Origin of the sequence: Shewanella sp. BJSY2023SW001 (genome assembly GCF_047314685.1) — a bacterium.
Lineage (GTDB): Bacteria > Pseudomonadota > Gammaproteobacteria > Enterobacterales > Shewanellaceae > Shewanella > Shewanella indica.
This window is the reverse complement of record NZ_JBKORF010000068.1, coordinates 12,859-36,588: the sequence shown is the minus strand read 5'-3', so window position 1 is coordinate 36,588 and position 23,730 is coordinate 12,859. Positions and strand designations below refer to the sequence as shown.

Annotated in this window: 26 protein-coding genes; 9 read left to right on the top strand and 17 right to left on the bottom strand. The window is 54.3% G+C overall.

From position 1 onward, the window contains the following. Positions 1-12 precede the first annotated feature (12 nt). Together ACMHXH_RS15820 and ACMHXH_RS15815 are read left to right on the top strand one after the other, a co-directional pair. Positions 13-375, top strand: coding sequence for a cupin domain-containing protein (locus ACMHXH_RS15820; RefSeq protein WP_335912578.1), 363 nt, complete (start codon positions 13-15; stop codon positions 373-375). Positions 376-494: 119 nt separating this feature from the next. Further along, positions 495-1,217 (top strand): TorF family putative porin, encoded by a 723-nt coding sequence (locus ACMHXH_RS15815; RefSeq protein WP_373296848.1) that lies wholly within the window; start codon positions 495-497, stop codon positions 1,215-1,217. A gap of 129 nt (positions 1,218-1,346) precedes the next feature. On the opposite strand, the gene ACMHXH_RS15810 is transcribed toward ACMHXH_RS15815, so the two are convergent. Beyond that, positions 1,347-1,598, bottom strand: coding sequence for a hypothetical protein (locus tag ACMHXH_RS15810; RefSeq protein WP_313954998.1), 252 nt, complete (start codon positions 1,596-1,598; stop codon positions 1,347-1,349). 138 nt (positions 1,599-1,736) lie between these two features. Between ACMHXH_RS15810 and ACMHXH_RS15805 the strand changes: the two genes are divergently transcribed. Continuing rightward, positions 1,737-2,078: a DUF3634 family protein gene (locus ACMHXH_RS15805; protein WP_039034306.1), complete on the top strand. Its 342-nt coding sequence runs from the start codon at positions 1,737-1,739 to the stop codon at positions 2,076-2,078. On the opposite strand, the gene ACMHXH_RS15800 is transcribed toward ACMHXH_RS15805, so the two are convergent. From ACMHXH_RS15800 to ACMHXH_RS15740, 13 genes are all read right to left on the bottom strand, one after another. Then, on the bottom strand, positions 2,079-2,309 hold the full coding sequence (locus ACMHXH_RS15800) for a hypothetical protein (protein WP_335912579.1): 231 nt from the start codon (positions 2,307-2,309) through the stop codon (positions 2,079-2,081). It abuts the gene before it with no gap. 414 nt (positions 2,310-2,723) lie between these two features. Next, positions 2,724-3,317, bottom strand: a complete 594-nt coding sequence (locus tag ACMHXH_RS15795; RefSeq protein ID WP_335912591.1) for a DUF3833 domain-containing protein — start codon at positions 3,315-3,317, stop codon at positions 2,724-2,726. Next, entirely contained in the window at positions 3,311-4,003 is a 693-nt protein-coding gene (locus tag ACMHXH_RS15790; protein ID WP_335912580.1) for a hypothetical protein, read from the bottom strand. Before ACMHXH_RS15790 ends, ACMHXH_RS15795 begins: the two co-directional genes overlap by 7 nt. Positions 4,004-4,015: 12 nt before the next feature. Next, complete coding sequence (locus ACMHXH_RS15785) at positions 4,016-4,639, bottom strand: DUF2878 domain-containing protein (RefSeq protein ID WP_335912581.1); 624 nt, start codon at positions 4,637-4,639, stop codon at positions 4,016-4,018. 3 nt (positions 4,640-4,642) lie between these two features. After that, positions 4,643-5,902 (bottom strand): SAM-dependent methyltransferase, encoded by a 1,260-nt coding sequence (locus ACMHXH_RS15780; RefSeq protein WP_101056848.1) that lies wholly within the window; start codon positions 5,900-5,902, stop codon positions 4,643-4,645. Positions 5,903-6,062: 160 nt separating this feature from the next. Further along, the gene (locus ACMHXH_RS15775; RefSeq protein ID WP_039034309.1) at positions 6,063-6,854 is read right to left on the bottom strand and encodes a DUF1365 domain-containing protein; all 792 of its coding nucleotides are present in this window, start codon (positions 6,852-6,854) and stop codon (positions 6,063-6,065) included. Beyond that, positions 6,851-8,122, bottom strand: coding sequence for an NAD(P)/FAD-dependent oxidoreductase (locus ACMHXH_RS15770; protein WP_039034310.1), 1,272 nt, complete (start codon positions 8,120-8,122; stop codon positions 6,851-6,853). The genes ACMHXH_RS15775 and ACMHXH_RS15770 overlap by 4 nt, the downstream gene beginning before the upstream one ends. Then, on the bottom strand, positions 8,119-8,868 hold the full coding sequence (locus ACMHXH_RS15765) for an SDR family NAD(P)-dependent oxidoreductase (RefSeq protein ID WP_335912582.1): 750 nt from the start codon (positions 8,866-8,868) through the stop codon (positions 8,119-8,121). Before ACMHXH_RS15765 ends, ACMHXH_RS15770 begins: the two co-directional genes overlap by 4 nt. Next, positions 8,865-9,359, bottom strand: coding sequence for a nuclear transport factor 2 family protein (locus ACMHXH_RS15760; protein WP_335908261.1), 495 nt, complete (start codon positions 9,357-9,359; stop codon positions 8,865-8,867). The genes ACMHXH_RS15765 and ACMHXH_RS15760 overlap by 4 nt, the downstream gene beginning before the upstream one ends. Before the next feature lie 27 nt (positions 9,360-9,386). Continuing rightward, positions 9,387-10,886 (bottom strand): deoxyribodipyrimidine photo-lyase, encoded by a 1,500-nt coding sequence (gene phrB / locus ACMHXH_RS15755; RefSeq protein WP_335912583.1) that lies wholly within the window; start codon positions 10,884-10,886, stop codon positions 9,387-9,389. Between the two features lies 1 nt (position 10,887). Beyond that, on the bottom strand, positions 10,888-11,859 hold the full coding sequence (locus ACMHXH_RS15750) for a MerR family transcriptional regulator (protein ID WP_071477036.1): 972 nt from the start codon (positions 11,857-11,859) through the stop codon (positions 10,888-10,890). Then, positions 11,849-12,805 carry a YbgA family protein gene (locus ACMHXH_RS15745; protein ID WP_186265387.1) on the bottom strand — a complete coding sequence of 319 codons (957 nt, stop codon included), beginning with the start codon at positions 12,803-12,805 and terminating at the stop codon, positions 11,849-11,851. Before ACMHXH_RS15745 ends, ACMHXH_RS15750 begins: the two co-directional genes overlap by 11 nt. A 297-nt stretch (positions 12,806-13,102) precedes the next feature. Further along, positions 13,103-14,023 carry a DUF368 domain-containing protein gene (locus ACMHXH_RS15740; protein ID WP_039034313.1) on the bottom strand — a complete coding sequence of 307 codons (921 nt, stop codon included), beginning with the start codon at positions 14,021-14,023 and terminating at the stop codon, positions 13,103-13,105. Positions 14,024-14,458: 435 nt separating this feature from the next. Between ACMHXH_RS15740 and ACMHXH_RS15735 the strand changes: the two genes are divergently transcribed. The 3 genes from ACMHXH_RS15735 to ACMHXH_RS15725 all read left to right on the top strand — a co-directional run bounded on the left by ACMHXH_RS15735 (position 14,459) and on the right by ACMHXH_RS15725 (position 16,850). Further along, on the top strand, positions 14,459-14,959 hold the full coding sequence (locus tag ACMHXH_RS15735) for a hotdog fold domain-containing protein (RefSeq protein WP_413738267.1): 501 nt from the start codon (positions 14,459-14,461) through the stop codon (positions 14,957-14,959). 98 nt (positions 14,960-15,057) lie between these two features. Further along, positions 15,058-16,224, top strand: a complete 1,167-nt coding sequence (locus ACMHXH_RS15730; RefSeq protein WP_234501374.1) for a DUF418 domain-containing protein — start codon at positions 15,058-15,060, stop codon at positions 16,222-16,224. Further along, positions 16,221-16,850: a cold shock and DUF1294 domain-containing protein gene (locus tag ACMHXH_RS15725; protein ID WP_335912584.1), complete on the top strand. Its 630-nt coding sequence runs from the start codon at positions 16,221-16,223 to the stop codon at positions 16,848-16,850. The genes ACMHXH_RS15730 and ACMHXH_RS15725 overlap by 4 nt, the downstream gene beginning before the upstream one ends. A gap of 58 nt (positions 16,851-16,908) precedes the next feature. Here ACMHXH_RS15725 and ACMHXH_RS15720 read toward each other — a convergent pair whose 3' ends face one another. Continuing rightward, a complete protein-coding gene (locus ACMHXH_RS15720; RefSeq protein ID WP_039034316.1) occupies positions 16,909-17,469 on the bottom strand; it encodes a TetR/AcrR family transcriptional regulator in 561 nt (186 codons plus the stop codon). Between the two features lie 117 nt (positions 17,470-17,586). Here ACMHXH_RS15720 and ACMHXH_RS15715 point away from each other — a divergent pair, with 117 nt between their 5' ends. Beyond that, positions 17,587-18,135: an HPP family protein gene (locus ACMHXH_RS15715; protein ID WP_081737197.1), complete on the top strand. Its 549-nt coding sequence runs from the start codon at positions 17,587-17,589 to the stop codon at positions 18,133-18,135. On the opposite strand, the gene ACMHXH_RS15710 is transcribed toward ACMHXH_RS15715, so the two are convergent. Continuing rightward, positions 18,122-19,432, bottom strand: a complete 1,311-nt coding sequence (locus tag ACMHXH_RS15710; protein ID WP_413738264.1) for a short-chain fatty acid transporter — start codon at positions 19,430-19,432, stop codon at positions 18,122-18,124. The genes ACMHXH_RS15715 and ACMHXH_RS15710 overlap by 14 nt on opposite strands. 469 nt (positions 19,433-19,901) lie before the next feature. Between ACMHXH_RS15710 and ACMHXH_RS15705 the strand changes: the two genes are divergently transcribed. Beyond that, on the top strand, positions 19,902-20,372 hold the full coding sequence (locus ACMHXH_RS15705; protein ID WP_039034318.1) for an FKBP-type peptidyl-prolyl cis-trans isomerase: 471 nt from the start codon (positions 19,902-19,904) through the stop codon (positions 20,370-20,372). Between the two features lie 141 nt (positions 20,373-20,513). Here ACMHXH_RS15705 and ACMHXH_RS15700 read toward each other — a convergent pair whose 3' ends face one another. After that, a complete protein-coding gene (locus ACMHXH_RS15700; RefSeq protein WP_071477041.1) occupies positions 20,514-21,014 on the bottom strand; it encodes a zinc ribbon-containing protein in 501 nt (166 codons plus the stop codon). A 122-nt stretch (positions 21,015-21,136) separates the two neighbouring features. Here ACMHXH_RS15700 and leuS point away from each other — a divergent pair, with 122 nt between their 5' ends. Continuing rightward, a complete protein-coding gene (gene leuS / locus ACMHXH_RS15695; protein WP_071477042.1) occupies positions 21,137-23,716 on the top strand; it encodes a leucine--tRNA ligase in 2,580 nt (859 codons plus the stop codon). Positions 23,717-23,730: the final 14 nt, after the last annotated feature.

Sequence of the window (23,730 nt, the reverse complement as noted above, 5' to 3'; positions counted from 1 at the left end):
AGGGAGAGCCTGATGCACATCAACAATATCAGAGTACTGGCGCGCAATACTCCCGAGATAAGTGAATACTCCATCGCTGAGGAAAAGCGTCTGCAGGGCGCGCCTCTGCAACGACTGGAGAACCATTACTCCAGCCCCTGTGAGCAGTTTCATACCGGAATTTGGCAAAGCGAAACAGGCACTTGGAAAGTTAACTACACTGAGCACGAGTATTGCGAAATCCTCGAGGGTAACAGTGTCATCAGCGATGAACAGGGAAATCATCTCGAAGTTGGCCCCGGCGACAGGTTTGTTATCCCGGCCGGGTTTCGCGGCAGTTGGCAGGTAACGATTCCCTGCCGCAAGCTCTATGTGGTGTTTGAATCCAACAGATAAAAACAAAACCGCCATGAGGTCTCAGCATAGCTGCTGTTGTTTGGCATAAACCAGGTCGCGCCGGAATATTTCCGGACGGGGCCGGCAAACCAAAGAAGGGAGAAATGCTTGTGAACCCAGTGATAAGAAGAACCAACCCTCTGCTATGGGCACTACTGCTTGGCGGCGCCATAACCTCAACCTCTGCCATGGCCGAAATCAGCGGCGAGATAGCCGTGACCAATGACTACCGCTTTAGAGGCGTGTCACAAACTGCCGGTGACTTTGCCGTGCAAGCTAGTCTGGACTGGAGTCACGACTCGGGTTTCTTCGTCGGGGCCTGGGCCAGTAATGTGGAATTCGATGAAGATGGTACTCCCAAAGAGGATCAGGTGGGTGCCGATTTCGAACTGGATGTCTACCTGGGTTACGCCGGTGAAATCAACGACAACCTGGCCTATGACATTACCCTGCTGCGCTATATGTACCCGGGCGACAATGTCTCCCAGGACTACAACGAAATCTCTTTCGGCCTCGAGTTCAGCGATTTTAGGGCTGCCTACTGGTACACCAATGACTATTCGGGCTCAGATCTGGACTACCACTATGCAGAGCTGAACTATAGTTATGAGTTTGCCGAAAACTGGAGCCTGGATCTGCACCTGGGTTACAACTTCGGCGATGCGCCCGATGACGATATGGGCAAATATCTGGATTACTCCATAGGTGTCTCGACTGAGATTGCCGGTTTTGGTTTGTCTCTGGCCTGGTTGGACACAGATATAGATTCGGATGCCGAGATAAGCAGTGGCACCTTCCAGAATGACGGCACTGTGCTGGCGAGTGTCAGTTACGCTTTCTAAGCAGCAAAATTGCGCTGCCCAGGCAAGCCATAGGACAGACCTGCACGGGCAAGCCACATCTTCCTCCCACCAGCCAAAAGTAACAGAGCCGCTCCCTGAGCGGCTCTTTTTTATAAATTGATTCAGTTCTCAACGCAGTGGCGGTACGTGGGGGGGATCGCCCCGGCGCACCTGCTGTTTGACGTCTTGCCAGCTATGGGTGAGATGTTGCAGTTGCTCTCGCCGCTCGGGAAACTGCTCACTGAGCTTTCCCATCAGTTCCACTTGTCTGTCACAGATTTGCGCCCAGCGCTCGGCATTGGAAAGGTACATGGCTTCATCCTTGATCTTGGTTTGTGGTAAACAGGTGTTACTGAACAAATAATAACCAAGGTTTGCCAATTTGCCAGTCCTTCTAGCCTTATCACAAAAATCCACCCTGGGTGCACTGTCAAACGCCGCTGCTTGCAGGTATAACTGAAGATATAAGATCACATCTGGATAGCAGTATTTACTCTTGCTGAAACAAGGAGTCTCACTATGGCCACTATGTTAAAAATACTCTTTATCGCCCTGGCGTTAGTGCTTATCTACAAACTGGTTTTCAGTAACAAGAAAGGAATGACAATATTTGAAATGCATTTCAAGGACGGTCGTATGACCTCGCACAAGGGCAAAATCCCGGAGAAGTTTGAACGTGAATGCCGCGCCCTGGTCAAGAAAGAGAAACTCACCTGCACAGTGCGCGCCGAGCGCAGCGGCGAAGTGCGGCTGCATATCAGCGCCAACGCCGGAGATGCCAACATTCAGCGCCTGCGCAACCTGTTTCCCTTCGAATACTATGACCGCAAGCAGAGCGACAACAGCAAACAACTGGGTTGATCAACGCTGCCCGGGGAACACTTGAGAGTCGATTTTCCCTTCCCGGCGCGCATCATCTATGATCCTCTGGTTATCCTGTGCCATGGGATCTTCGGCGGGGAGATTGGGATTCACCCGCTCCTCCTCGGGCGCTTCAAAACTGAAATCGATACCATTCGAGCAGCCGCCGAGCGATACCAGTGCCAGTAAGCCCATCGAAACCCAAGGCAGTAGCAAAGACTTGTTGTTCATCAATATTGAAACCTGTGTTGAGAGACGGTTGTTATTAAAACAGAGCTAAGCTTAACTTAGGCTGAGACTCAGCGTTAGTCATGGCGTACCATAATTGATAGCGTTTATTCAGGAGAAAACATGCAAATGAACCAAAGGCACTATATACATGGAGATCAATCTGAGCAGGACTGCTCACTGTTCTATTGCGCAGCCTGTGACGCGTTCTTAAATGAGCATCATTTCTTCAATAGAGACATAAGCTGTTGTGATCATTGGAGCAAATACGATGAAGCAATGAAACAATTAGGGAAATCGCCACAAAACCACAGTAATTTTGGCCGTCCAATAGACGCCGCAAATGTTTTTAGACACAAGCGGTAAAACGTCCTGCGGCAATTATTCTTCTTCAACCAACGAATAAATAAGGAATATTCAATTATTTTTGTGCGGCGGGAGTGCTTCCTTGTTAGCATCAAATTCGTTCAGCTTACGGATCACCAGAGTCACCTCCCCCACTGTCAGGCCCCATTTGCGGATCTCGCTGCGGTTGATTATGGTGTCCGGCGCCGTTTGATACATCCAGTCGTCGAAATGCACCTGATACTCGCCGCTATCAAGCTTTAGCAGCATGTCGTAGCGCCAACGCAGGGCAAAACCCTCTGCTTGCCCTTCTGCCACCCCCAGAATATCCGCGGCTCTGCCCTGGTAGCGGCCATCGGCAAGCTTGGTAATCTGCCAGGTTCGCTCGGCAAGCTCACCATCGTCATACTCAAACCATTCCTGCAACACACCTTGATTCCCCTGCCAACTGCCCGTCATCCGCACATTGAAACGGCGCACCACCTGGCCGCTGTAATCTTGCACCATACCGGAAGCCTGCAACTCCCCGTTAAAGAACTGCTGCAGATCCAACTTAGGTTCGCTGGCGCTATAGTCATGAATATCGACACTGCCGCAACCGCTCAGTCCAAGCATCAGAAGTAACATCCAAACCTTAGTGAAACTGATAAACCTGCTGATTAACATTTGCATGCCTGCCCTCCTATCAACTGGGCTCTCAGTTGCGGCCGACTGCTGCGCTCTGACAACCAAATCGCCAAAAAGGCATCAGCAAAACGCTTATGCTCGCTCGAAGCGCTCTCATCTATAACAATCGCGGCTAACGGCTTGTCGTTGAACAGAAAATGCCCTCGCTGCGGCCCGCTTGCCACAAAGCTCAATCTATCCCCTTGCTCCACATCCGGCCAGATATCTTCAAGCAGCGCCAACCAGGCAGATATCTGCTCTCTGTCGTATCCCAGGTGCAACCACTGGTGTTTGGTGGCCTCCAGGAGTCGCGAAGCGGGTATATCCCGGTAATACTGAATTTCCAGCTGCTGCGGGAAGCTATTGGGCTGGTAACTACCATCCGGCGTCAGCAACCTGGCCCGATAAAGGGTTATAAACCACCAGTCCATTTCACCGCGGCCCACTTCCCGAAAGCTGGCAAGCTCCGCCTTGGATGGCTCGACCTGGGCAGCTTTGGGCTCAGGAGTCTGCTCTTGACTCAGCGCTTGAGCCTGCTGTGCTTGAGTCTGTGCTTGAATCTGTAAATTGTCGGCCCAGGCCTGAGAGGGCAGGCCAAGCAGTATCATCAGCCCGGCAAAGCCTGCTTTATGCAACTTACCAGCTTGCTTTGCTCCCTTGTTTACACCCTTGATGAATCGTTTCATTGCCGGTCTCCGTCAGAGAAATCCTGTAGTTGGGGGATTTTTACCCCATTCAAGCTTAAGGTTGCAATAACTTAACAGTGGCAGCAGCAGCGACCAGATGATTATCAACAAGCTAAAAGTAGCCGATTGCCCCAGGGGCCAAGCCACGGCCTCCAACCTGAATGCCGCCAGGTAACTGCCTGCGCCCCCCACAGCACCAAAGAGTGCCTGCTGCCATTTAGGCAAGTCCCTGAGCCAGGCCAGACTCACCCCCAAGGTCGCGGCAAAATGCCCCCAAAGACAGCAGAGCCACAAGGGTAAAAGTCGCGAGGGGCTGTCAAACTCAAATACTCCGCCAAGGTGCAGCATGGCGTCCAAAACTATGCCAATGACAGCAGGTATCAGTACGGCGTTGAATGCTTTCATACTGTATCCGGTACGCTTTACGCTTTGCGCTGCCAGTTGGCAGTGCTGATCCAGGGCATTCTCGGCCATGAGGGCGGAGCGGTAGCCCGGATTGACAAGCAGCAACTGGGCACAAAGCAGCAAGAGAGCAAACACCAGCGCCTGATTGGCAAACAGGATCAAAGACCACCAGCCCAACTGGAAAACGATGGCGTTGAGCAGCAGAAAAAACCAAGGCGATGACAGTTTCATGGCCTAACCTGCAATTTGCCTTGAGCTCAGCGGACGATAGCCGTCCTTGACTGCAGTCAGTTGCACTGTGCTTATGGTGCGCTCAAGAAAACCACCTTCGCAGTAACTCAGGTAAAACTTCCACATACGCACAAAATCTTCACCATAACCGAGTTCACGCACCCGCTCTCTGGCGTCATCGAAATTGGCATGCCAGTCATTCAGGGTGCGGGCATAGTCGAGACCAATATCATCCAACGACCAGAGGGTCATGGAGGTTTGCCGCTGCAAGTGGCGTGTCATCTCGGTGACAGATGGCAGGCAACCGCCGGGGAAAATATAGCGCTGAATAAAATCCACCCCTTTGCGGTAGCTGTCATAGCGCTGATCTTTAATGGTGATCGCCTGCAATAACAGCTTGCCACTCGGCTTGAGCAGGGCATCCAGGCCGGCAAAAAAGCCCGGCAGATAATCGTGGCCCACTGCCTCTATCATCTCTATCGAGACCAAACGGTCATACTGGCCGCTGAGCTGGCGATAATCCTGCCGCAACAGGGTAATGCGCTCACTCAGTCCTTCGGCGGCAACCCTTTCACTGGCATATTGGTACTGGGCATCGGAAATCGTGGTAGTGGTTACCTTGACGTCATAGTGTTTGGCGGCATAGATAGCCAGGGCGCCCCAACCGGTACCTATTTCCAAAAGACTCATCCCGGGCTGCAGATCCAGCCGCTCGCAAATCAGTTGCAGCTTATACTGCTGCGCCTCATCCAACTGCGCCTGTTCATGGGGATAGACGGCGCTTGAATAGAGCAGCTCAGGGTCGAGAAATGCCTGATACAAGGGGTTGCCCAGATCATAGTGCGCCAGAATATTGCGCTTTGAACCGGCCTTTGAGTTTCGGCGCAGCAGATGTTTCACCCGGCTAACTGTGTTGGAAAACCAGGAGAACCGCTGCTCTATCTTATCCAGCAGCGGCAGATTACGGGCAAACAGCCGCACCACTGCGGTAACATCCGGACTGGACCAGTGCCCCTGAATATAGGCTTCACCGGCGCCGATAGAGCCGCCCAGAATCACCTGGCGAAAAAAGCGCTCATCGTGAATACGAATTATGGCGACCAGGTCTGTGTCGAGCGGGCCGAAGGTCCACTGCTCACTGCCCAGTTGCAGTTTAAGACAACCGCCCTCCAAGGCATTCAAGGCCTGTTGCATGACTCTGGCCCATAGGCTCTTGCCACTGGCGGCCAGCTGCTGTCTGTTCTTGGCTACTGTGTTTTCCATCTCATTCTCCAATGTTTGCTGTCACACTCGGGGAAATTTCCAAACCTTTAGGGAAGCGTCTTGCAAAGGACTAGGGCCATTTGCTGCGAACCACGCCTTGCATCCAAGCCCGTAAGCCGACGCAGAGTACACATGGGACTTGTTCGCACCTTCCTTAGCCTCAGTCCGTGCCGCCCTGAGGCCTGCGCTCGTAAGGCACAAAGGGCACCCGCTTAAGCCACAAACGCAGCGCTTGCCAATAGATGAGCCAAAGAATTTTCAGGCTCATCAAGGGAAAGCCCCACAGATAACGTCTAAGTTCACGACCATTGAAGGGGCGGCGTTTGAGGCTTAATACCGCATCGAAGCTGACCTTTTGCGACTCGGGGGCAGCCTCTGCCTCATCTCCCTTGCCGGGCAGATTGCTGATCCGCAAGTCGAGCCGCTCTGCCGGCGCCGGAATATGCCAGCGATAGCGATAATCCAGCGACATAAAAGGCGATACATGGAAGCACTTGTCGCCAAGCGCCGGCGCCTCGGCCGACACCAGATAACAGTGACGCTCATTCCAGGGGGTATTGCTCACCTCTGCCAACAGGTATTTATATTCATCACCTTGAAAGCAGTAGAAAAAATTGACTGGGCTGAAATAGAGCCCAAAGTGGCGCAGCTGCCCGGCGAACAGCACGCTGTCGCAGCCGGCCTCGCCGCCGAGCGCAATCACCTTATCCAGTACCCGCTGTTTAAGCGATGAGGCAGTATTCGATATTGAAGCCGCCTTGAGGTAATCCTGCTGCCGAAAACGCAGCACTGACCAAGGGGATTCACCAAACAAGCCGCTGAGGGATGAGAGCCTTGGCAAGTCATCCAAGTCCAGCAGCATCAAGGCAAAGGGATAGCGAAAGCTGTGCCTTACCGGCGTTAGCCTCAAGTGACTGACGCTGCCGAGGTAGAGACCCGTTTCAGGTTTCATAGGCTCACCCCGAACCTTTCACAAACATCCAGGGCGCTGCGTACCCCGTCTTCATGAAAGCCGTTGTACCAGTAGGCGCCGACAAAATGGATACTGTCTTGGCCGCAGATCTCGCTGCGGCGTTGCTGCGCCGCCTGGCTCTGTTCATTGAATACCGGGTGAGCATAGACAAAACGTTTGAGCACCTTGTCCTCGGCTATCGCCTCATCCTGGTTCAGGGTCACCAAAAAATCCGGTGCAGACTTTGGCAGGCGCTGCAAAATATTCATGTTGTAGGTCACGCAGGCGGGACGGCTGGCATCACCATCGAGACGATAATTCCAACTGGCCCAGGCGGCGCGATGCTTCGGTAACAGCGAGGTATCAGTGTGCAAGGTCACCTGGTTATCCTGGTATTTAAGCCTGGAGAGTATCTCCCGCTCCAGCTCACTGGCGTCACTGAGCATGGCCAGCGCCTGATCGCTGTGACAGCCGAGGATCACCTGATCAAACTCATGCCAGCTATCCTTGACTCTGAGCTGCACGCCCCCCGCTTGGCGGCGGATTTGTGCTACCGGCGAGTTGAGATGCACCCGCTCGGCAAAGGGCGCGCTGAGCGCCGGAATATAACTGCGGGAGCCGCCTTCGAGCACATACCACTGCGGCCGATTGCTGACGGCCAACAGTCCATGATGTTCAAAGAAACGGATAAAGAATGGCAGCGAGAAGGCGCGCATATCCTGAATGCTGGACGACCAGATAGCAGCGCCCATCGGCAGGATATAGTGCTGACAGAAGAAGTCGGAAAACCCCTGCTGGTCGAGAAATTCCCCCAGCGTCACCGCCGGGTAACGACCACTTTGGTACAAGGCTTTGCAGCGGCTGTTGAAGGCCAAAATCTCCCTCAGGAACCCCCAAAAAGTCGGACTCAGCAGATTGCGCTTTTGCGCAAACAGGGTCGCCAGGCTATGGCCATTGTATTCAAGACCGCTGACAAGGTTTTGCACCGAGAAGCTCATCTCGGTCGCCAGCGCCTTGATACCGACCCGGGCCATCAAGGCCTGAAACCTGGGATAAGTGCGATCGTTGAACACAATAAACCCTGTGTCTATGGCGTAGGGTTTGCCGTCAAGCTCAACATCCACAGTGGCCGTATGCCCACCCAGATAATCGGCGGCTTCAAACAACGTCACCTCATACTGCTGTGACAACAGATAACCACAAGTGAGCGAGGAGATCCCCGAACCGACTATGGCGATGCGCGGCTTATTGCCGGTTGAAACTGTCATACTGGGCTCCCGTTTTTTGCAGAGGGTTTACCAAGGGCGGCGGCCAGCCAACTGCGGGGCAGCCAGCTCAGCAGAGTCAGCAGCCAGATAAAACGCCCGGGAAAGGCAATCAGGCGCCGTCTGGCGGCCAGGGCTTGGATGATGGTGTTGGCGGCTTTATCGGCGGAAATCCGCATCGGCATGGCGAAGTCATTTTTGTCGGTGAGCGGCGTTTTAACAAAGCCCGGGCGAATTTCGCTGACATCTATTCCCTTGTGGGCCAGATCGAGCCGCAAGCTCTGCGCCAGGTAACTGATCCCGGCCTTGGAGGCGCCATAGGCCTCCGCCCTCGGGAAAGGCAGCATCACAACGCTTGAACTCATCAGCGCCAGTTGGCTGCCACGCTCAAGCAAAGGCATAAAGGCTTCCAGGCAATAGCCCACAGCCAACAGATTGGTGCGGATAACCCGCTCAAACAGGGCGCTGTCAAAGGCCATAGCCTCGCCTATGTACTCACAGGTACCGGCATTGAGCAGCAGCAGATCCACACAGTCGGCTTGGCCCAACTCCAATTTGAGCTTGCTGCCCTGCTTCAGCACCGAGTCTCTGTCGGTGACATCGAACCTCAAAGGCTCGCAGCCTTCGAGGGCGGCCAGAGCTTGTTCATTGCGGCCACAGGCCAAGACCCGCCAACCGGCGGCGGCATATTGTCTGGCAAGCTCGGCACCTATGCCTGAGCTGGCACCCGTGATCAATACCGTCTTCATCGGCTTGCCCTACCCTTGACCATGCGCACCACTGAGCCCAGCAGCGGCAACTGTTCATAGAGCATCTGCCCCAGATCCAGATAATCCCTGTGGTAATGGATTTTGTCGCCAAACTTGATGAGGCTGATACCATCGACGCTGATACTCTGCCCCCGGTTCAACTTGGGGTGACAATACTTCATCTGCCAACTGATGGCGGCCTGATCACCGGCGGGCAAGACATCAGTGATCTCAAAGGCGATTTCGGTCAGGTTGCGATACAAACCGGCAAAATACTGTTCCAGTTGCTCAAGCCCCTCCAGTTGGTGCATGGGATCGCAAAAACAGATCTCAGGCGCGTAGACGGCCTGCAGCCTTTGGCGCAATATGGGCAGTTGCTCAGGGCCCAAGGATTGATACAAGGCAATAAATGCCTGAATAATCTCCTGAGACTGCGGCGATGTCGGCAGTGAAGCGGGTGCTATGTCCGCGGCGACTGAGTGGCTGGTCATGATAATCCCTCGGCTAATGAACTGAGTTCAGGCAGACTTTTTCAGCACGGCCAGGGCGGTCAACGCCCTTTGCCGCGCCGCGCTGTGCTCGACTATAGGTGGCGGATAAGCCGCAGTGGCGAACAGACTCGGCTCGGTGAAGCGAGACGATGCGGCTGTGCCCGGATGGTGTATCTGTTTAAGCGGCCAGTGCGCCAGTTCGGGCAGATAACGGCGGATAAAACTGGCGTCAGGGTCGAACTTTTCGCTCTGGCTCATGGGGTTGAAGATCCTGAAATAGGGCTGGGCATCACAGCCGGTGCCGGCAGACCACTGCCAGCCGCCGTTATTGGCTGCCAGGTCGCCATCTATCAGGGCGCGGCGAAAATACTGCTCGCCCCAGCGCCAGTCCACCAACAGGTGTTTGGTGAGGAAGCTGGCGGTCACCATTCGCAGCCGATTGTGCATCCAGCCGGTCTGGTTTAGCTGACGCATGGCGGCATCCACCAGCGGATAACCGGTACGGCCCTCGCACCAGGCGGCAAACTCTTGCGGGTCGTTACGCCAGACTATGTCATCACCGAGCGAGTTGAAATTGCGCCCCATACACAGCTGGGGCCAGGCGTGCAGCAGATGGCGGTAAAACTCGCGCCAGGCCAGCTCAGCCAGCCAGCTGCGACCTGGACTATTGTCCTCTGCCATAGCCTCGGGGAAGCGATTGAGCAGCGCCGCCACACATTGCCGCGGGCTGAGAATTCCAAACGCCAGATAGGGCGACAGGCAACTGGTGCCATCGAGCGCCGGGAAATCCCGCTCCTGGCCGTAATCGGCAAGCTGGTTGGCAATAAAGCTATCGAGGCGCTGCCTGGCCGCCCCTTCACCCACTGGCCAGTGGTGGCTGTCTTGTTTACTGCCTTGATTGCTGACCTTAAAACTCAGCTCTGCGGGTTCAGGTAAAGCCGGGGCCAGAGGCGCAGGTACCGGCAGCGGCATCATCGCCTCACTTCCCAGCAGCTCACGCCAGCGGCGAAAGAAGGGGGTAAATACCCGATACATTTCGCCGCCTTGGGTACGGACGCTGCCGGGCGGCAGCAGACAGTGCTCATCGGTAAACTGCAGGCCCACCCCTATAGTCCTGGTGAGCTGTGCCAGCGCCTGATCCCGGCGCTGCTCGTTAATCTCCACCTCGCGCCCGGCAAAAATCTGCTTAACGCCCTGGCGTTGGCAATACTCCTCGACAGTGACATTCACCAAAGAGAAATCGTCACAGTGCAGCAAATCAAAAGCTATCCCCAAAGATGCCAACGCCCGTTGCAGTTGATTGACGCTGCGCTCGATGAAATCCAGCTGCATGGGACCAACAGAGTGCTGCTGCCACTGGGCCGGAGTCGCAATATAAAACCCCCGCAGCGGCAGACCTTGGGCCCTTGCCGCTTCGCACGCCAGCCACAGGGCCTGGTTATCTGAAGTGCGCAGATCGCTGCGAAACCAGATGGCAACACAGGCCTTTTCACGGGAAGGCGCATGATTGGGCAAGGACTGGGACATGTTACTTGTCCTCCGGTTGTTTTGAGGCGGACTCGGCCTGACCCAGCAGTGCCAATATGGCGGCATTGCTGCTGCAAAGCACAGGATTCTTGACGGGCTCCCGGTTCTTGTTGGCGCCTTTTTCAGTCACAGCCAGTTCCTTGGCATAGTGCTCAAAGGCATTGGCGTGAGCCGCCACATAATCCCCGCTCAAGATCAATGGATATTCCAAAGCGCTCGCCAACTGGAACAGGGCTTTGACACTGCTGCCCGGCAACTGGGAAGGCGGCAGCAACAAGAGTCCCTGCAGCGGCAGCCTGTGTGCCAAGAGTTGCAACCCCTGACCTTCCAAAGGCTCCTCTATATTGAGCGGCAAAAGGCTGACACCCCGGGTGATAAGCTCCAGTTGCAGCAAGATCTCACTCCATGCCGGCTGCTTGCCAAGCGGCAGATAAAGAAGTTGCCAACGGGGTTTCTGGCGCAGCAACTGCTCGCTGCGGGCGCCGACATAGTGAGCCAGACGGCTTTCGAGCCAACTGCGGACAAATGCGCCGTCGAGGCGTTCATCGAGCTGGGTGTCCAATACTTGCAACCAATGGCGCAGGCGCCGACAACACAAGGCGATGGGATAGAGGGCACTGAATTCATCCAGCAAGCGGCCAAAGCGGGCACTGCTGAGAGAAAGTGCCGCCTCGGTGAGACTGCTGCTGAACTTCAGCCAGTCGTCGTCTTCATTTTCTTGCTGCAGCTGTTTTTCTGTCTGGCCACTGAGCAGTGGCTTGACCTTGCTGATGGCCACGCCCTGCTCAAGCCAGGAGAGGATTTCACGGATCTGTTGCACCTGCTCCTGAGTGTAGAGTCTATGGCCCTTGGGGGTGCGCTGCGGGATAACCAGTCCAAACCGTCGCTGCCAGGCACGCAAGGTGACAGGATTCACCCCGGTCAGTCTGGCGACTTCGCCGATGGAAAGGTTGGCAATGTTATCAGTAGGCATAACGCAGTTTTAACTCCTGTGGATGAGGGTTGAGATAAACCTGGGCCGCAATATACGGCTGCGGATGCTCCCTCAAGTAATGTTTAATCAATGTCAGCGGCACCAACAGAGGTTGCAGCCCCTGACGATATTCATCTATCGCCTGACTAAGCTCAGCCTTCTGTGCCTTGGTCAGTTTTTGTTTGAAATAGCCCTGAATATGCTGCAGTGCGCTGGTGTGATTGCGGCGACTAGCCTTATTTTTCAGCGCCTCCATAAAGCCTTCAAAGTAACGCCGGGCAGTTTCCTGCAAGTCTTCACCACCTTCAGCCAGCAAGGGGCCAAGTTGGCGATATTGAGCCGGACTGTGCGCCAGTAATAGGTATTTGTATCTGGCGTGAAATTGGGTCAATTTATGCAGGCTTAAGCCGGAGTGCAGCAGACACTGCCAGTCGTGAAAGGCATACACCCGGGTGAAAAAGTTTTCCCTGATCACCAAATCGTTCAAGCGCCCCTCTTCTTCAACCGGCAGTTGTGGCCAGCGTTGCATCAGGGCCTTGGCGAACACACCTATGCCACTGCGATTCCCCTGATCGCCGCCTTCCTTGTAGACAGTGACCCGTTCCATGCCGCAGGTAGGTGATTTGGCACAAAGCAGATAGCCACTTAAAAACCCCAATTCAGCGACTTTTTGCTCACTGAAACTTTGCAGGCTCTCGGTTACATCCAGGCTGGCATCACGGCTCTGGATCCTAATCTCATCACCGCGGCGCACCTGACGTATGCTCTTGCGTGGCGCGCCCATGCCTATTGCCATCTCAGGACAGACTGGCACAAAGTCGAAATGTTGCCTAAGCTCCTGCTGGCAATAGACAGAATTCTTATGACCACCGTCAAAACGCACCTGCTGCCCCAACAGGCAGGCACTGATACCCAGTTGAATTCGCTGCGGCTCAAACTTGTACATATTGAGAATCCTTGTATAACCTTGTAGTAGATTAAGGCACACACCTGTACAAGGATCAAGTTTTTGTACAATATTTTTTAGTAAAGGGATCGACTTGCCGGGCAAGTCATACAAGACCTTAAAAGGAGTCGAGCTCAGAAAACCTGAGCTGTCTGCTGGCGAAGTAGCACCCATCTTGGATGAAACCTGTAACGCAAAAGCATTTAAGAGAGATTCGAAGGAAGATAAAAAACGGGAGCCTTGAGCTCCCGTTTTCTGTCATTGATATCTTTCACTGCAGGGCACTAACGCCTGAAATTATTGCTTACCAGCCCCCAGACGCTCAACCAGGAGTACCAGACCAATTCCAGCGGCGGCACACAAGAGCGCCAACCCCAACTGATGCGGCTGCTGTGTCAGTTGCTCAAAGCCAAAGGGTGACAGGTTTTGCTGCACCAGGGGTACCTGCTCACCATGGGAATTGGTGCGCCAGCTCAGCGTCTGTTTCCAGGGCCAGATCTTGCCCAGCGTTCCCAGCATAAGCCCGGTAAGGAAGATAAGGGTGGCATCGTGAAAGCGCCGCAGCAACGCCGACAGCAGATGGCTGAAACTCAGGATACCTATCACGGCGCCGACAGCAAAACAGCCGAGAATGTCCAACTGGATATTCTTGGCCGCCGCCAGCACGGCTGGATAAAGCCCCAACAACAAGAGGATAAAGCTGCCGGATATCCCTGGCAGTATCATGGCGCAAATGGCAATGGCACCGCCAACAAAAATATTAAAGTAGCTGGCCTCCAACTCGACCGGGCTCAGCACGGTAATGCCCCAGGCAAAGGCCACTCCCAACGCGAATATCAATAGTCGCGGCAGTGAAAAACCGCCCTTGACCTGGCGCAGCATATGCACCACAGAGATAAGGATCAGCCCGAAAAAGAATGACCATACAGGAATAGGATGATGTGCCAGCAGGTAAGAAATAAGCTTGGCCAGGCTCAGAATACTGCTGAGGATCCCCGCCAACAGACTCAACAAAAAGGCGCCATTGATATGCGCAAACGCCGCCTTGATGCCGTCACGGCGTATAATGCCCCAAAGACTGGGATTGATACGGCGAATACTTTCCAGCAGGGTGTCATAGATGCCGGTAATAAAGGCTATGGTTCCCCCGGAAACGCCGGGCACCACATCGGCGGCCCCCATGGCCAGCCCCTTGAGGTAGGTCAACAGAAATTTCACTAGGTTTCCTTACTACTGTTTTGATAATTCTCGCGGATTATACCAATCCTGATTGAAGTTGGATTGTCCAAGGAAGTGATTCTTGCACTTGCAAAAGGTTCACCCATTCGCACCTTCCCGAAGAAACCGCTATTTAAGCACAGGCACCAGTTGCTGCCACGCGTTTTTATTCTATCTGTTCAGCCCCAGCTCAGATTGGCGAGCCCCTCGATCATCTCAGCCAATGCTCTTGGTTCTTTCCTTTTAGCTCGTGCCTCTTTCCTTTTAACTCTTGCCTCTTTCCTTTTAACTCTTGCCTCTTTCCTTTTAGCTCTTGCCTCTTGGCTCTTGCCAAAGCGCTCGTCAGCATACACACTCATCCGACCAGAGCAATAACAAAAACATTACCCTATACCAACAAAAAACATCAAAAAGGAATACCCACAAGGAATCACTATGAGTAAAACCGCCAATTCGACCCTGAACTTGTATCACAAATGCCGGCGCCTGCCCTTTGGCAATAAGATATTCTCCTTGCTGGTCAGCCGGATGGCACCCTACTTTGGCAGTATCAAGCCGATAATTACTCAGTTGGAGCCCAACTACTGTGAATGCCTGTTGCGTAAACGCCGCGCAGTGGAGAATCACATAGGAACAGTACATGTCATTGCCATCTGCAACGGCCTGGAAATGGCGATGGCGATGGGGGTCATGGCCGAGGCTTCAATACCACCTCATCTGCGCTGGATCCCCAAGGGCATGACGCTGGATTACACCGCCAAGGCCGGCAGCGATATCCGCTGTGTGGCCAAGGTTGATGCCAACGCCTGGCAGCCGGGGGATCTTGATGTCGAGGTGCTCGCCTATGACAGCAATGATATCCTGGTGGTCAAGGGCAATATCAGGCTCTGGATCTCGGCCAAGCCGGCTAAAAACGCGACCGAGAAGGGATCATAATTTGAAACAAGCGAGCACTTCCCTCATTCGGGTTTGATTGCTAACTTAGCTCTGTTAATAAAAGCCATAGATGGTATACAAAAATAGGCAGGGAAAAGATGCAGGGACAGCCGGTCAAAATCAGTCACAACCCCAATATCGATGCCGTCAGAGGGCTGGCGGTATTAGGGATATTCTTTCTCAATGTGAGTTTTATGGGCGTCACCTTATATGGTTATGCGCCCTTTCCCGAGTTTCATTTAACCGATGCCATTACCGAAACCCTGAGTAATTTTCTACTGGAAGGGCGCTTCCTCAGCCTGTTTTCCATGCTCTTCGGTGTCGGCCTCTATATTCAACAACAGAATTTCCTCGCCAGAGGATTGGAGCCCTTCCCCTTAATCCGCTCGCGCTTACTCTGGCTGATGCTCTTTGGGGCGCTGCACAGCCTGTTTATCTGGCCGGGGGATATCCTGCTCACCTATAGCATTTGCGGCCTCCTCGCCTGGCATTATCGTAACCTGGAGATTGAAGCCCAGCAAAGGCGGGCACTGCTCTTTATCGCCATCGGCATCCTGGCCTATGGCCTGATGATCTTTCTGCCGGGTGATGAAGCCTGGATCCGCGGCAACGCCCTTTTCAATGAACAATACAGCGCCTGGACCGGCAGCTATGGCGAGCAGTTGCTGATGCACCTGTTTATGACCTTGCTGATGCTGATTTCCCTGCCATTTACTCTGCTGTGGTTTGTCAGCGGTGTGATGCTGCTGGGGATCAGCCTGTATCGTCGCGGGCTGTTTGACCAAGGTTTACCCCAGGGCAAATTGGGGAAATTGCTGGCACTGAGCATGCTGCTGTCGCTGGCGGACACGATTCTCAGCCTGCAATCCCGCCCCAAACTGGTGATGCTTTCCGATATTCTGGTCATGCTGAGCGCCATTCCCATGGCTATCGTCTATGCGCATCTGTTAGTTAAGTTCGGCCGACGCCTGCCATGGCTGCAAATGCGCCTGCAGGCGGTTGGCCGGATCCCCTTGAGCCTGTATATTCTGCAGTCCTGTTTTGGGATCTGGCTGTTTCGCCATCAGGCGCCCGAATTGCTGCTGACACTTGAGCGCATAGACTACCTGGCCATAGCCCTGGGTTATGCCTTGGTACAGATAATACTGGCCGGCTGCTATCTTAGGTTCTTCAACCAAGGGCCGCTGGAATGGCTCTGGCGTCGTCTGGCCTTTGGCAAGAAGCCAATCAATAACGCCATGAATACTCACGAGTCAAACACATGAAGCACAAAGGAAAAGTCAGCCATTGGCAGGACGATAAAGGCTTTGGGTTTATCAGCCCCAATGACGGCAGTGAACGGGTGTTTCTGCACATTAAGTCACTGAGCCTGAGCGGTCGCAGGCCACAAGTGGGCGACGTGCTGACCTTTGACATCACCCTGGATGACAAGGGTCGGCGCCAGGCAAAACAGGCCTTCTTTCCCGAGGACAGGGGCAGACTCAAACAAAAACAGCGTCAGCAGAATAAGCGCAGCAGTCACAAGTCTTTCATCGGTAAGCTCACCGCCCTGTTTGCCCTGCTGTTACTGGCTTTAGTGGCACTGGATAAGCTGCCGCTCTTGGTGCCCGTCTGGTATCTGCTGCTGAGCCTTCTCTGTTATTGGCTCTATGCCCGCGATAAAAAGGCCGCTGAAACTGGCCGCTGGCGCACCAAGGAGTCGACCCTGCAACTGACCGGCTTGCTCGGTGGTTGGCCCGGCGCTTTACTGGCACGCCATCAGTTCCGCCACAAGACCAGTAAAACAAGTTTCAGACTCCTGTTCTGGTGCTGTGTCGGCCTCAACCTGTTGGTGCTTGGCGCCGCTCTTAAGCTGGGATGGCTGGCACAGCTGCCCGAGATAGCCTTTTAACGGTTGGCTCTAAACTCAAGGGCAAGCTCACCTATCAAGCAGGCTCAATCATCTAGGCTTAATCAAGTAAGCTCAGTGCCAGCTTGCGGCCGCGCTCGGCAGCATACTGCCGACTGACGAGCTGGGCCGAGACTATCGCCCCCTCTTTAATCAAACACAACTGCCCGGCCAACTCACGAGCGCGCTCGTTGCCAAGCCAAGGCGACAACTTCTGCTCAAGCTCATTTTGAACCCTGGCCTTATGCTCACGGCAGAGACGATTTACCGGATGCTCGGGTGAGGGATACTCGGCGGCGGTATTGATAAAGAAACAGCCGCGAAACTGGCTCAGGGATTCAACCCGGCTGTTGAACCAATCATCCAGGGCGTTAAACAGCTCATGAACCAGCTCCGTCGGCGTTTGCGCAGCCTCCAGCCTTTGATTCAACCAATCAAAAAACAGCTGATCGCGATAACGCACCACGGCCAGCACCAGGGCCTCCTTACCCTCGAAATGATGATAAAGGGTCTTCTTGGCTATGCCGGCCTCGGCCAGAATTTGATTGATACCCACCCCATGCACACTCTCTCGATAAAAGAGTTCAAAGGCGCCGGCAAGCAGTTGGGAAACCTTGTCCATCTCACGCTCCTTAACGATTCAATCTGAGTTTGACAAAAGTAGAACGGTCTGTCTACCATAAAAAGTAGACCGATTGTTCTACCAGGCAAAAATGCTGACAACCAAAGGAAAACAGATATGGACAACACACCGCCCCTGACCGCAACACCTGCTGCAAAAAACACAGCCCAAGCGGCGACAAACCGTTGGCAGGCTGCCGCCTGGGCCACACTGGGCGCCGGAAGCTGTATTGGATTACTGGCGGGATTACAGGAGATGCTGACGCAGAACCTGAGCTGGAGTCTGCTGCTGATGGCACCATTCGGCGCCACTATGGTGTTGCTCTACGCCCTGCCCCAAAGCCCGCTGGCGCAGCCGAAAAACATCTTCTTCGGCCATCTGCTCACCTGCGCTCTGGGCCTCTTGTTATTGCACACCTTGGGAGTGTCGCCGCTGACACTGGGGCTGGGAACCGGCCTGGGTGTCGGCCTGATGATGCTGACCAACACCACACATCCACCGGCCGGCGCCAACCCCTTGCTGGTGATGCTGGCCGGGGCCGACTGGCAGTTTTTGCTAACCCCTGTGGTTTCGGGGTTGCTGCTGATCCTCGCTTTCGGTTGGGCCTATCACAAGAGCCTGTATATCAAGGGGATCAGCAAGCATAGCTGGCCTAAAACCAACTGAGGGCAACACTTATCACCACGCCGGTGATCAGCAACTGCATCAGACAAAAACCCATGATATCCCGGGCCTTGAGCCCGGCAATAGCCAGCACAGGCAGCGCCCAGAAAGGCTGGATCAAGCTGGTCCAGGCATCCCCCCAGGCCACCGCCATGGCGACCCTGGCGACATCGGCGCCAAGTGCCTCGGCGGCCGGCAACATGATAGGTGCCTGTACCGCCCACTGGCCGCCACCGGATGGCACGAAGATATTCACCACCCCGGCGCTGATAAAGCTCCAGAATGGCAGTGACTCGGCGCTGGCAATGGCAACAAAACCCGAAGAGATACTCTGCGCCAACCCGGACTGTACCATCACCGCCATGATGCCGGCGTAGAAGGGAAACTGGATCACTATTCCGGCGCCGCCCTTTATCGCCTCATTGAGACTGACCAGCAGACTGCGCGGCGTCTGGTGCAGGGTTATCGCCAGGAACAGAAACAGGAAGTTGACTATGTTGAGGTTAAGACTGCCCCCCTGAACAAAGAACCAATACCCCAGATACCCGAGACCACACAGGCCCACCAGGATCCCGAGTATCCGGCTGTTCTCCAGATAGTCGGCCGGGCGTTTGTTCTCACTCTGAGTCGGCGCAGCATCCTCGAGCAGCGCAGGATCGACTATCACTGACTCTTTGTCATCCGGCAGCATAAAGCGATTGACCAGCGGCATTATGATAAACAGCAAGGCAAGTAGCAGCAGATTAAAGCCGGCAAAAATAGTTTCCGAGGTAGGAATAATGCCTATCTGCGCCTCGGCAAAGTGTCCTGGTGTGGCCACTGTCAAGGGCACTGAGCCCGCCAAGCCGCCATGCCAGACCACAAAGCCCGAATAGGCGCTGGCCACCAGCAAACGGTAATCCACCTTGACCCGGCGCGCCAACGCCTTGGCAAACAAGGCACCAACCACCAAACCGAACCCCCAGTTAAGCCAACTGGCCGCCAAGGAAACCAAGGTCACCAGTATGATAGCCTGCGGCGCGCTGCGGGCCAGGGACGCTATGGCATCCAGCAACTTCTTCACCGGCGGCGAGCTGGCCAACATAAAACCGGCCACCAGCACCAGCAACATCTGCATCGAGAAACTGAGCAGGTTCCAAAAACCGCTGCCCCAATAACCCAGCACTTCTACCGGTGTCTTTTGCTGGCCGAGCATGGCGGCGGCAAACACCAATAAAGTAAGCAGGAGCACAAAGATATAGGGATCGGGCAGATACTTATCCACCAGCTTGACCAGTGGCCGGGAGGCGCGATTGAGCATAGGGGTTTCCTTGAGTCTTATTATGATTATTCTGCGGAGAGCTGATTTAGCTTTCACTTTTTTATCAATAGCCTACACAAGTCTGCCCGAGGGATAAAGCCCGACAAAAGTACACTATAACCCTAAGGAAGGTGCGAATAAGTCCTCGTGGCCTTCTCTTTTGTAGAGAGTGGCTTGCACAGCAATTGGCGTTCAAGGCATCTGACTGAAGGCATGCCGGGGCCTGCCAAAGGCGGATAACGCAGAGAGCCGGTTGCTGTGAAAGCCCCGAAGGGCGTAGCTTACAGGCCTGCCTGCTGTGTTGTGCTTCTTGCAAAGGACTAGGGCCATTTGCTGCGAACCACGCCTTGCATCCAAGCCCGTAAGCCGACGCAGAGTACACATGGGACTTGTTCGCACCTTCCCTTAGCTGTAAATGCCGCAGTCCAACTGCTAAGATAGCGCCACCTTCAGGACAGAGGATCCCCAAATGAGAATGTTGCTTGCCGTGGTGGTTATCGCCGCAGTTATTTTTTACTTTTTCACCACTATGAATGGCCAGAAACTGGCAAAAGAGAATGTTGCCAAGGGCGAGGTATTTCTTGAGGCCAACAAGCATAAAGAGGGGGTGGTCACCACAGACTCGGGGCTGCAGTATCAGTTACTGCACAAGGGGCAAGGCCAGGTTCATCCGGGTCCCAAGGATAAGGTGACAGTGCACTACCATGGCACCCTGATTGACGGCACTGTGTTTGACAGCTCGGTCGATCGCGGTGAGCCCATCGCCTTTCCACTCAATCAGGTGATCAAGGGCTGGACCGAAGGGGTTCAGTTGATGACAGAAGGCGACAAGATGCGCTTCTTTATTCCCAGCAGTCTGGGCTACGGCAATCGCTCTGCCGGCTCGATCCCGCCGGGTTCAGTACTGATTTTTGATGTGGAGTTGCTCAAGATCAACTGACAATCCCCAACAACAAGCCCGGCCAAAGCCGGGCTTGTTAATTGGCACTTTTCTCACTCAAACCCAGCTCTCACAACACGCTCCCTTTCTACGAGTTTGCAACTCCGGGCCTCGTCCATTCAGAATCTGGATGCTGGCAACTCAGGGCGCCAACGCTTCACGGGTAAATTCCGAGTGGTCACACTCGGGGCAGTCGGGAATAACGCCTGGAAACTCAAAGTCCATCTCATGGCCGCAGTTACTGCAGACCATTTTACCCTGACTGACGATATCGCCGCTCTGATAATAGCCATGGTGTTTGAATTCATGGGCCAGTTCGTGCCACTCCACCTGGCTGCGGTCGCTGATTTCACCCAACCAGTGCCAGAGGGTATTTTCCAGCGTCAGCATAGTAGGGCTGTAACTGATGTCATCTTCCGTTTGGCTCTGAATATAGCTGGCGATATCCCGCTTGAGGAATTCCTCGACCAGAGACAGCTCGGCCTCACCGGCCTGCTGCTTGATAGCCAAATACTCTTTCCCTTCCTTGATAGAATTAAATAAGCTCTTCACTGTCAATGAGTTATCTTGGTCATACTGTTGTTTGACTCTGTCAATCAAGGCCTGATACAGCGCCAGTAACTCCGTACTTCTCTCACTCATGGCCAATACTCCTTTAAGACGAACCTTTCTTAATGACTCACTTCTGGTTTATTCTATGCAGATCTAAACGGCGCAGTATAGCGCGCATGTCAAAATAATGGGCGGCATTGCCGAAAAACCTGATGCAAGAGCAATATAATCCCTCAGAAATCGAAGCCAAAGTGCAAACGCACTGGGCAGAAAAGAAAACTTTTGAAGTCACCGAAGATCCGAGTAAAGAGAAGTTCTACTGCCTCTCTATGTTCCCCTATCCTTCAGGTCGGCTGCATATGGGACACGTGCGTAACTACACCATAGGTGACGTAGTTTCCCGTTTCCAGCGTCTGCAGGGTAAAAATGTGCTTCAGCCCATCGGCTGGGATGCCTTCGGTCTACCGGCAGAAAATGCCGCGATCAAGAACGCCACTGCGCCGGCGCCTTGGACCTATGAAAACATAGATTACATGAAGAACCAGCTGAAAATGCTGGGTTTTGGCTACGACTGGAGCCGTGAAATTGCCACCTGTACCCCGGAATACTATCGCTGGGAACAGTGGTTCTTCACCAAACTGTATGAAAAAGGCTTGGTGTACAAGAAGACCTCTTCGGTCAACTGGTGCCCCAATGACCAGACAGTGCTGGCCAACGAGCAGGTTATCGATGGTTGCTGCTGGCGCTGCGACACTGTAGTGGAGCAGAAAGAGATCCCTCAGTGGTTCATCAAGATCACTCAGTACGCCGAAGAGCTGTTGAATGATATCGATACCCTCGAAGGTTGGCCTGAGCAGGTCAAGACCATGCAGCGTAACTGGATTGGTCGCTCCGAAGGGGTCGAGATGACCTTCAAGGTGGCTGGTTCTGACGATAGCTTCGACATCTATACCACACGTCCGGATACAGTGATGGGCGTGACCTATGTGGCCATTGCCGCCGGTCACCCGCTGGCCGAGAAAGCCGCCGCCAACAACCCGGCGCTGGCAGCCTTTGTTGAAGAGTGCAAGCAGAGCACCGCCTCCGAGGCCGAGCTGGCCACTATGGAGAAAAAAGGTGTTGATACCGGCCTCAAGGCGATCCACCCGCTGACAGGCGAAGAAGTCCCGGTTTGGGCCGCCAACTTTGTCCTGATGAACTATGGTACCGGCGCCGTAATGTCGGTTCCCGGCCACGACCAGCGTGACTATGAATTCGCCACCAAGTATGGCCTGGCGATCAAGGGCGTGATTAAGCCTGCCGATGGCGAGCTGGATATCTCTGAAGCCGCTTACACTGAAAAAGGCATACTGTTCAACTCAGGTGAGTTCGATGGTCTGGACTTTGAAGCCGCCTTCAACGCCATCGCCGACAAGCTGAGTGCCGAAGGCAAAGGCAAGCGCCAGGTTAATTTCCGTCTGCGCGACTGGGGCGTCAGCCGCCAGCGTTACTGGGGCGCACCTATCCCTATGGTGACTCTGGAAGACGGCACTGTGATGCCGACGCCGGAAGAACAACTGCCGGTCATTCTGCCGGAAGATGTGGTCATGGATGGGGTCCAAAGCCCAATCAAGGCCGACAAAGAGTGGGCCAAAACCACAATCAACGGCCAAAATGCCCTGCGCGAAACCGACACCTTCGACACCTTTATGGAGTCCAGCTGGTACTATGCCCGCTACTGCTCGCCCAAGGCAGATCAGATGCTGGATCCAGCCAAGGCCGACTACTGGCTGCCGGTAGATCAATACATAGGCGGTATCGAACACGCCTGTATGCACCTGTTGTACTTCCGCTTCTTCCACAAACTGCTGCGCGATGCCGGTTTGGTTAACTCCAATGAGCCTGCCAAGCGCCTGTTGACCCAAGGCATGGTACTGGCCGATGCTTTCTACTACAGCAACGAGAAAGGCGCCCGCGTTTGGGTATCGCCACTGGAAGTGACTGTGGTTGAGAAAGACGACAAGGGTCGGATCCTCAAGGCGGTGGACAGCGAAGGCCATGAACTGACTTACACCGGCATGAGCAAGATGTCCAAGTCGAAAAACAATGGTATCGATCCGCAAGTGATGGTGGAGAAGTACGGCGCAGATACTGTGCGACTGTTCATGATGTTTGCCGCACCACCGGAGCTGACATTGGAATGGCAGGAGTCAGGCGTAGAAGGTGCCCACCGCTTTATCAAGCGTCTGTGGAAACTGGCCCACGACCATATATCCAAGGGCGAAGCTCCAGCGCTGGATATCGCGGCACTGACCGGCGAGCAGAAAACGCTGCGCCGCGAACTGCACAAAACCATCGCCAAGGTGACCGACGATATCGGCCGCCGTCAGATGTTCAACACCGCCATTGCTGCTGTGATGGAACTGATGAATGCACTGCAAAAGGCTCCACAGGAAACCGAGCAGGACAGAGCCCTGATGGCCGAAGCCCTGTCGGCCATTGTGCGTCTCTTGTACCCCATCACCCCGCACCTGAGTTTCAACCTGTGGCAGGAGCTGGGCATGGAAGGCGATATCGAGTCAGCCAGCTGGCCTGAAACCGACGAATCTGCACTGGTCGAAGACAGCAAGCTTATCGTGGTGCAGGTCAACGGTAAGCTCAGAGCCAAGATCACTGTGGCAGCCGATGCTGCCAAGGAAGAGGTCGAAGCCCTGGGTCTGGCCGATGAGCAGGTGATGAAGCACACCGAAGGCAAGACCATCCGCAAGGTGATCTATGTTCCCGGCAAACTGCTGAACATAGTCGCCAACTGAGAAAAAACAGGACA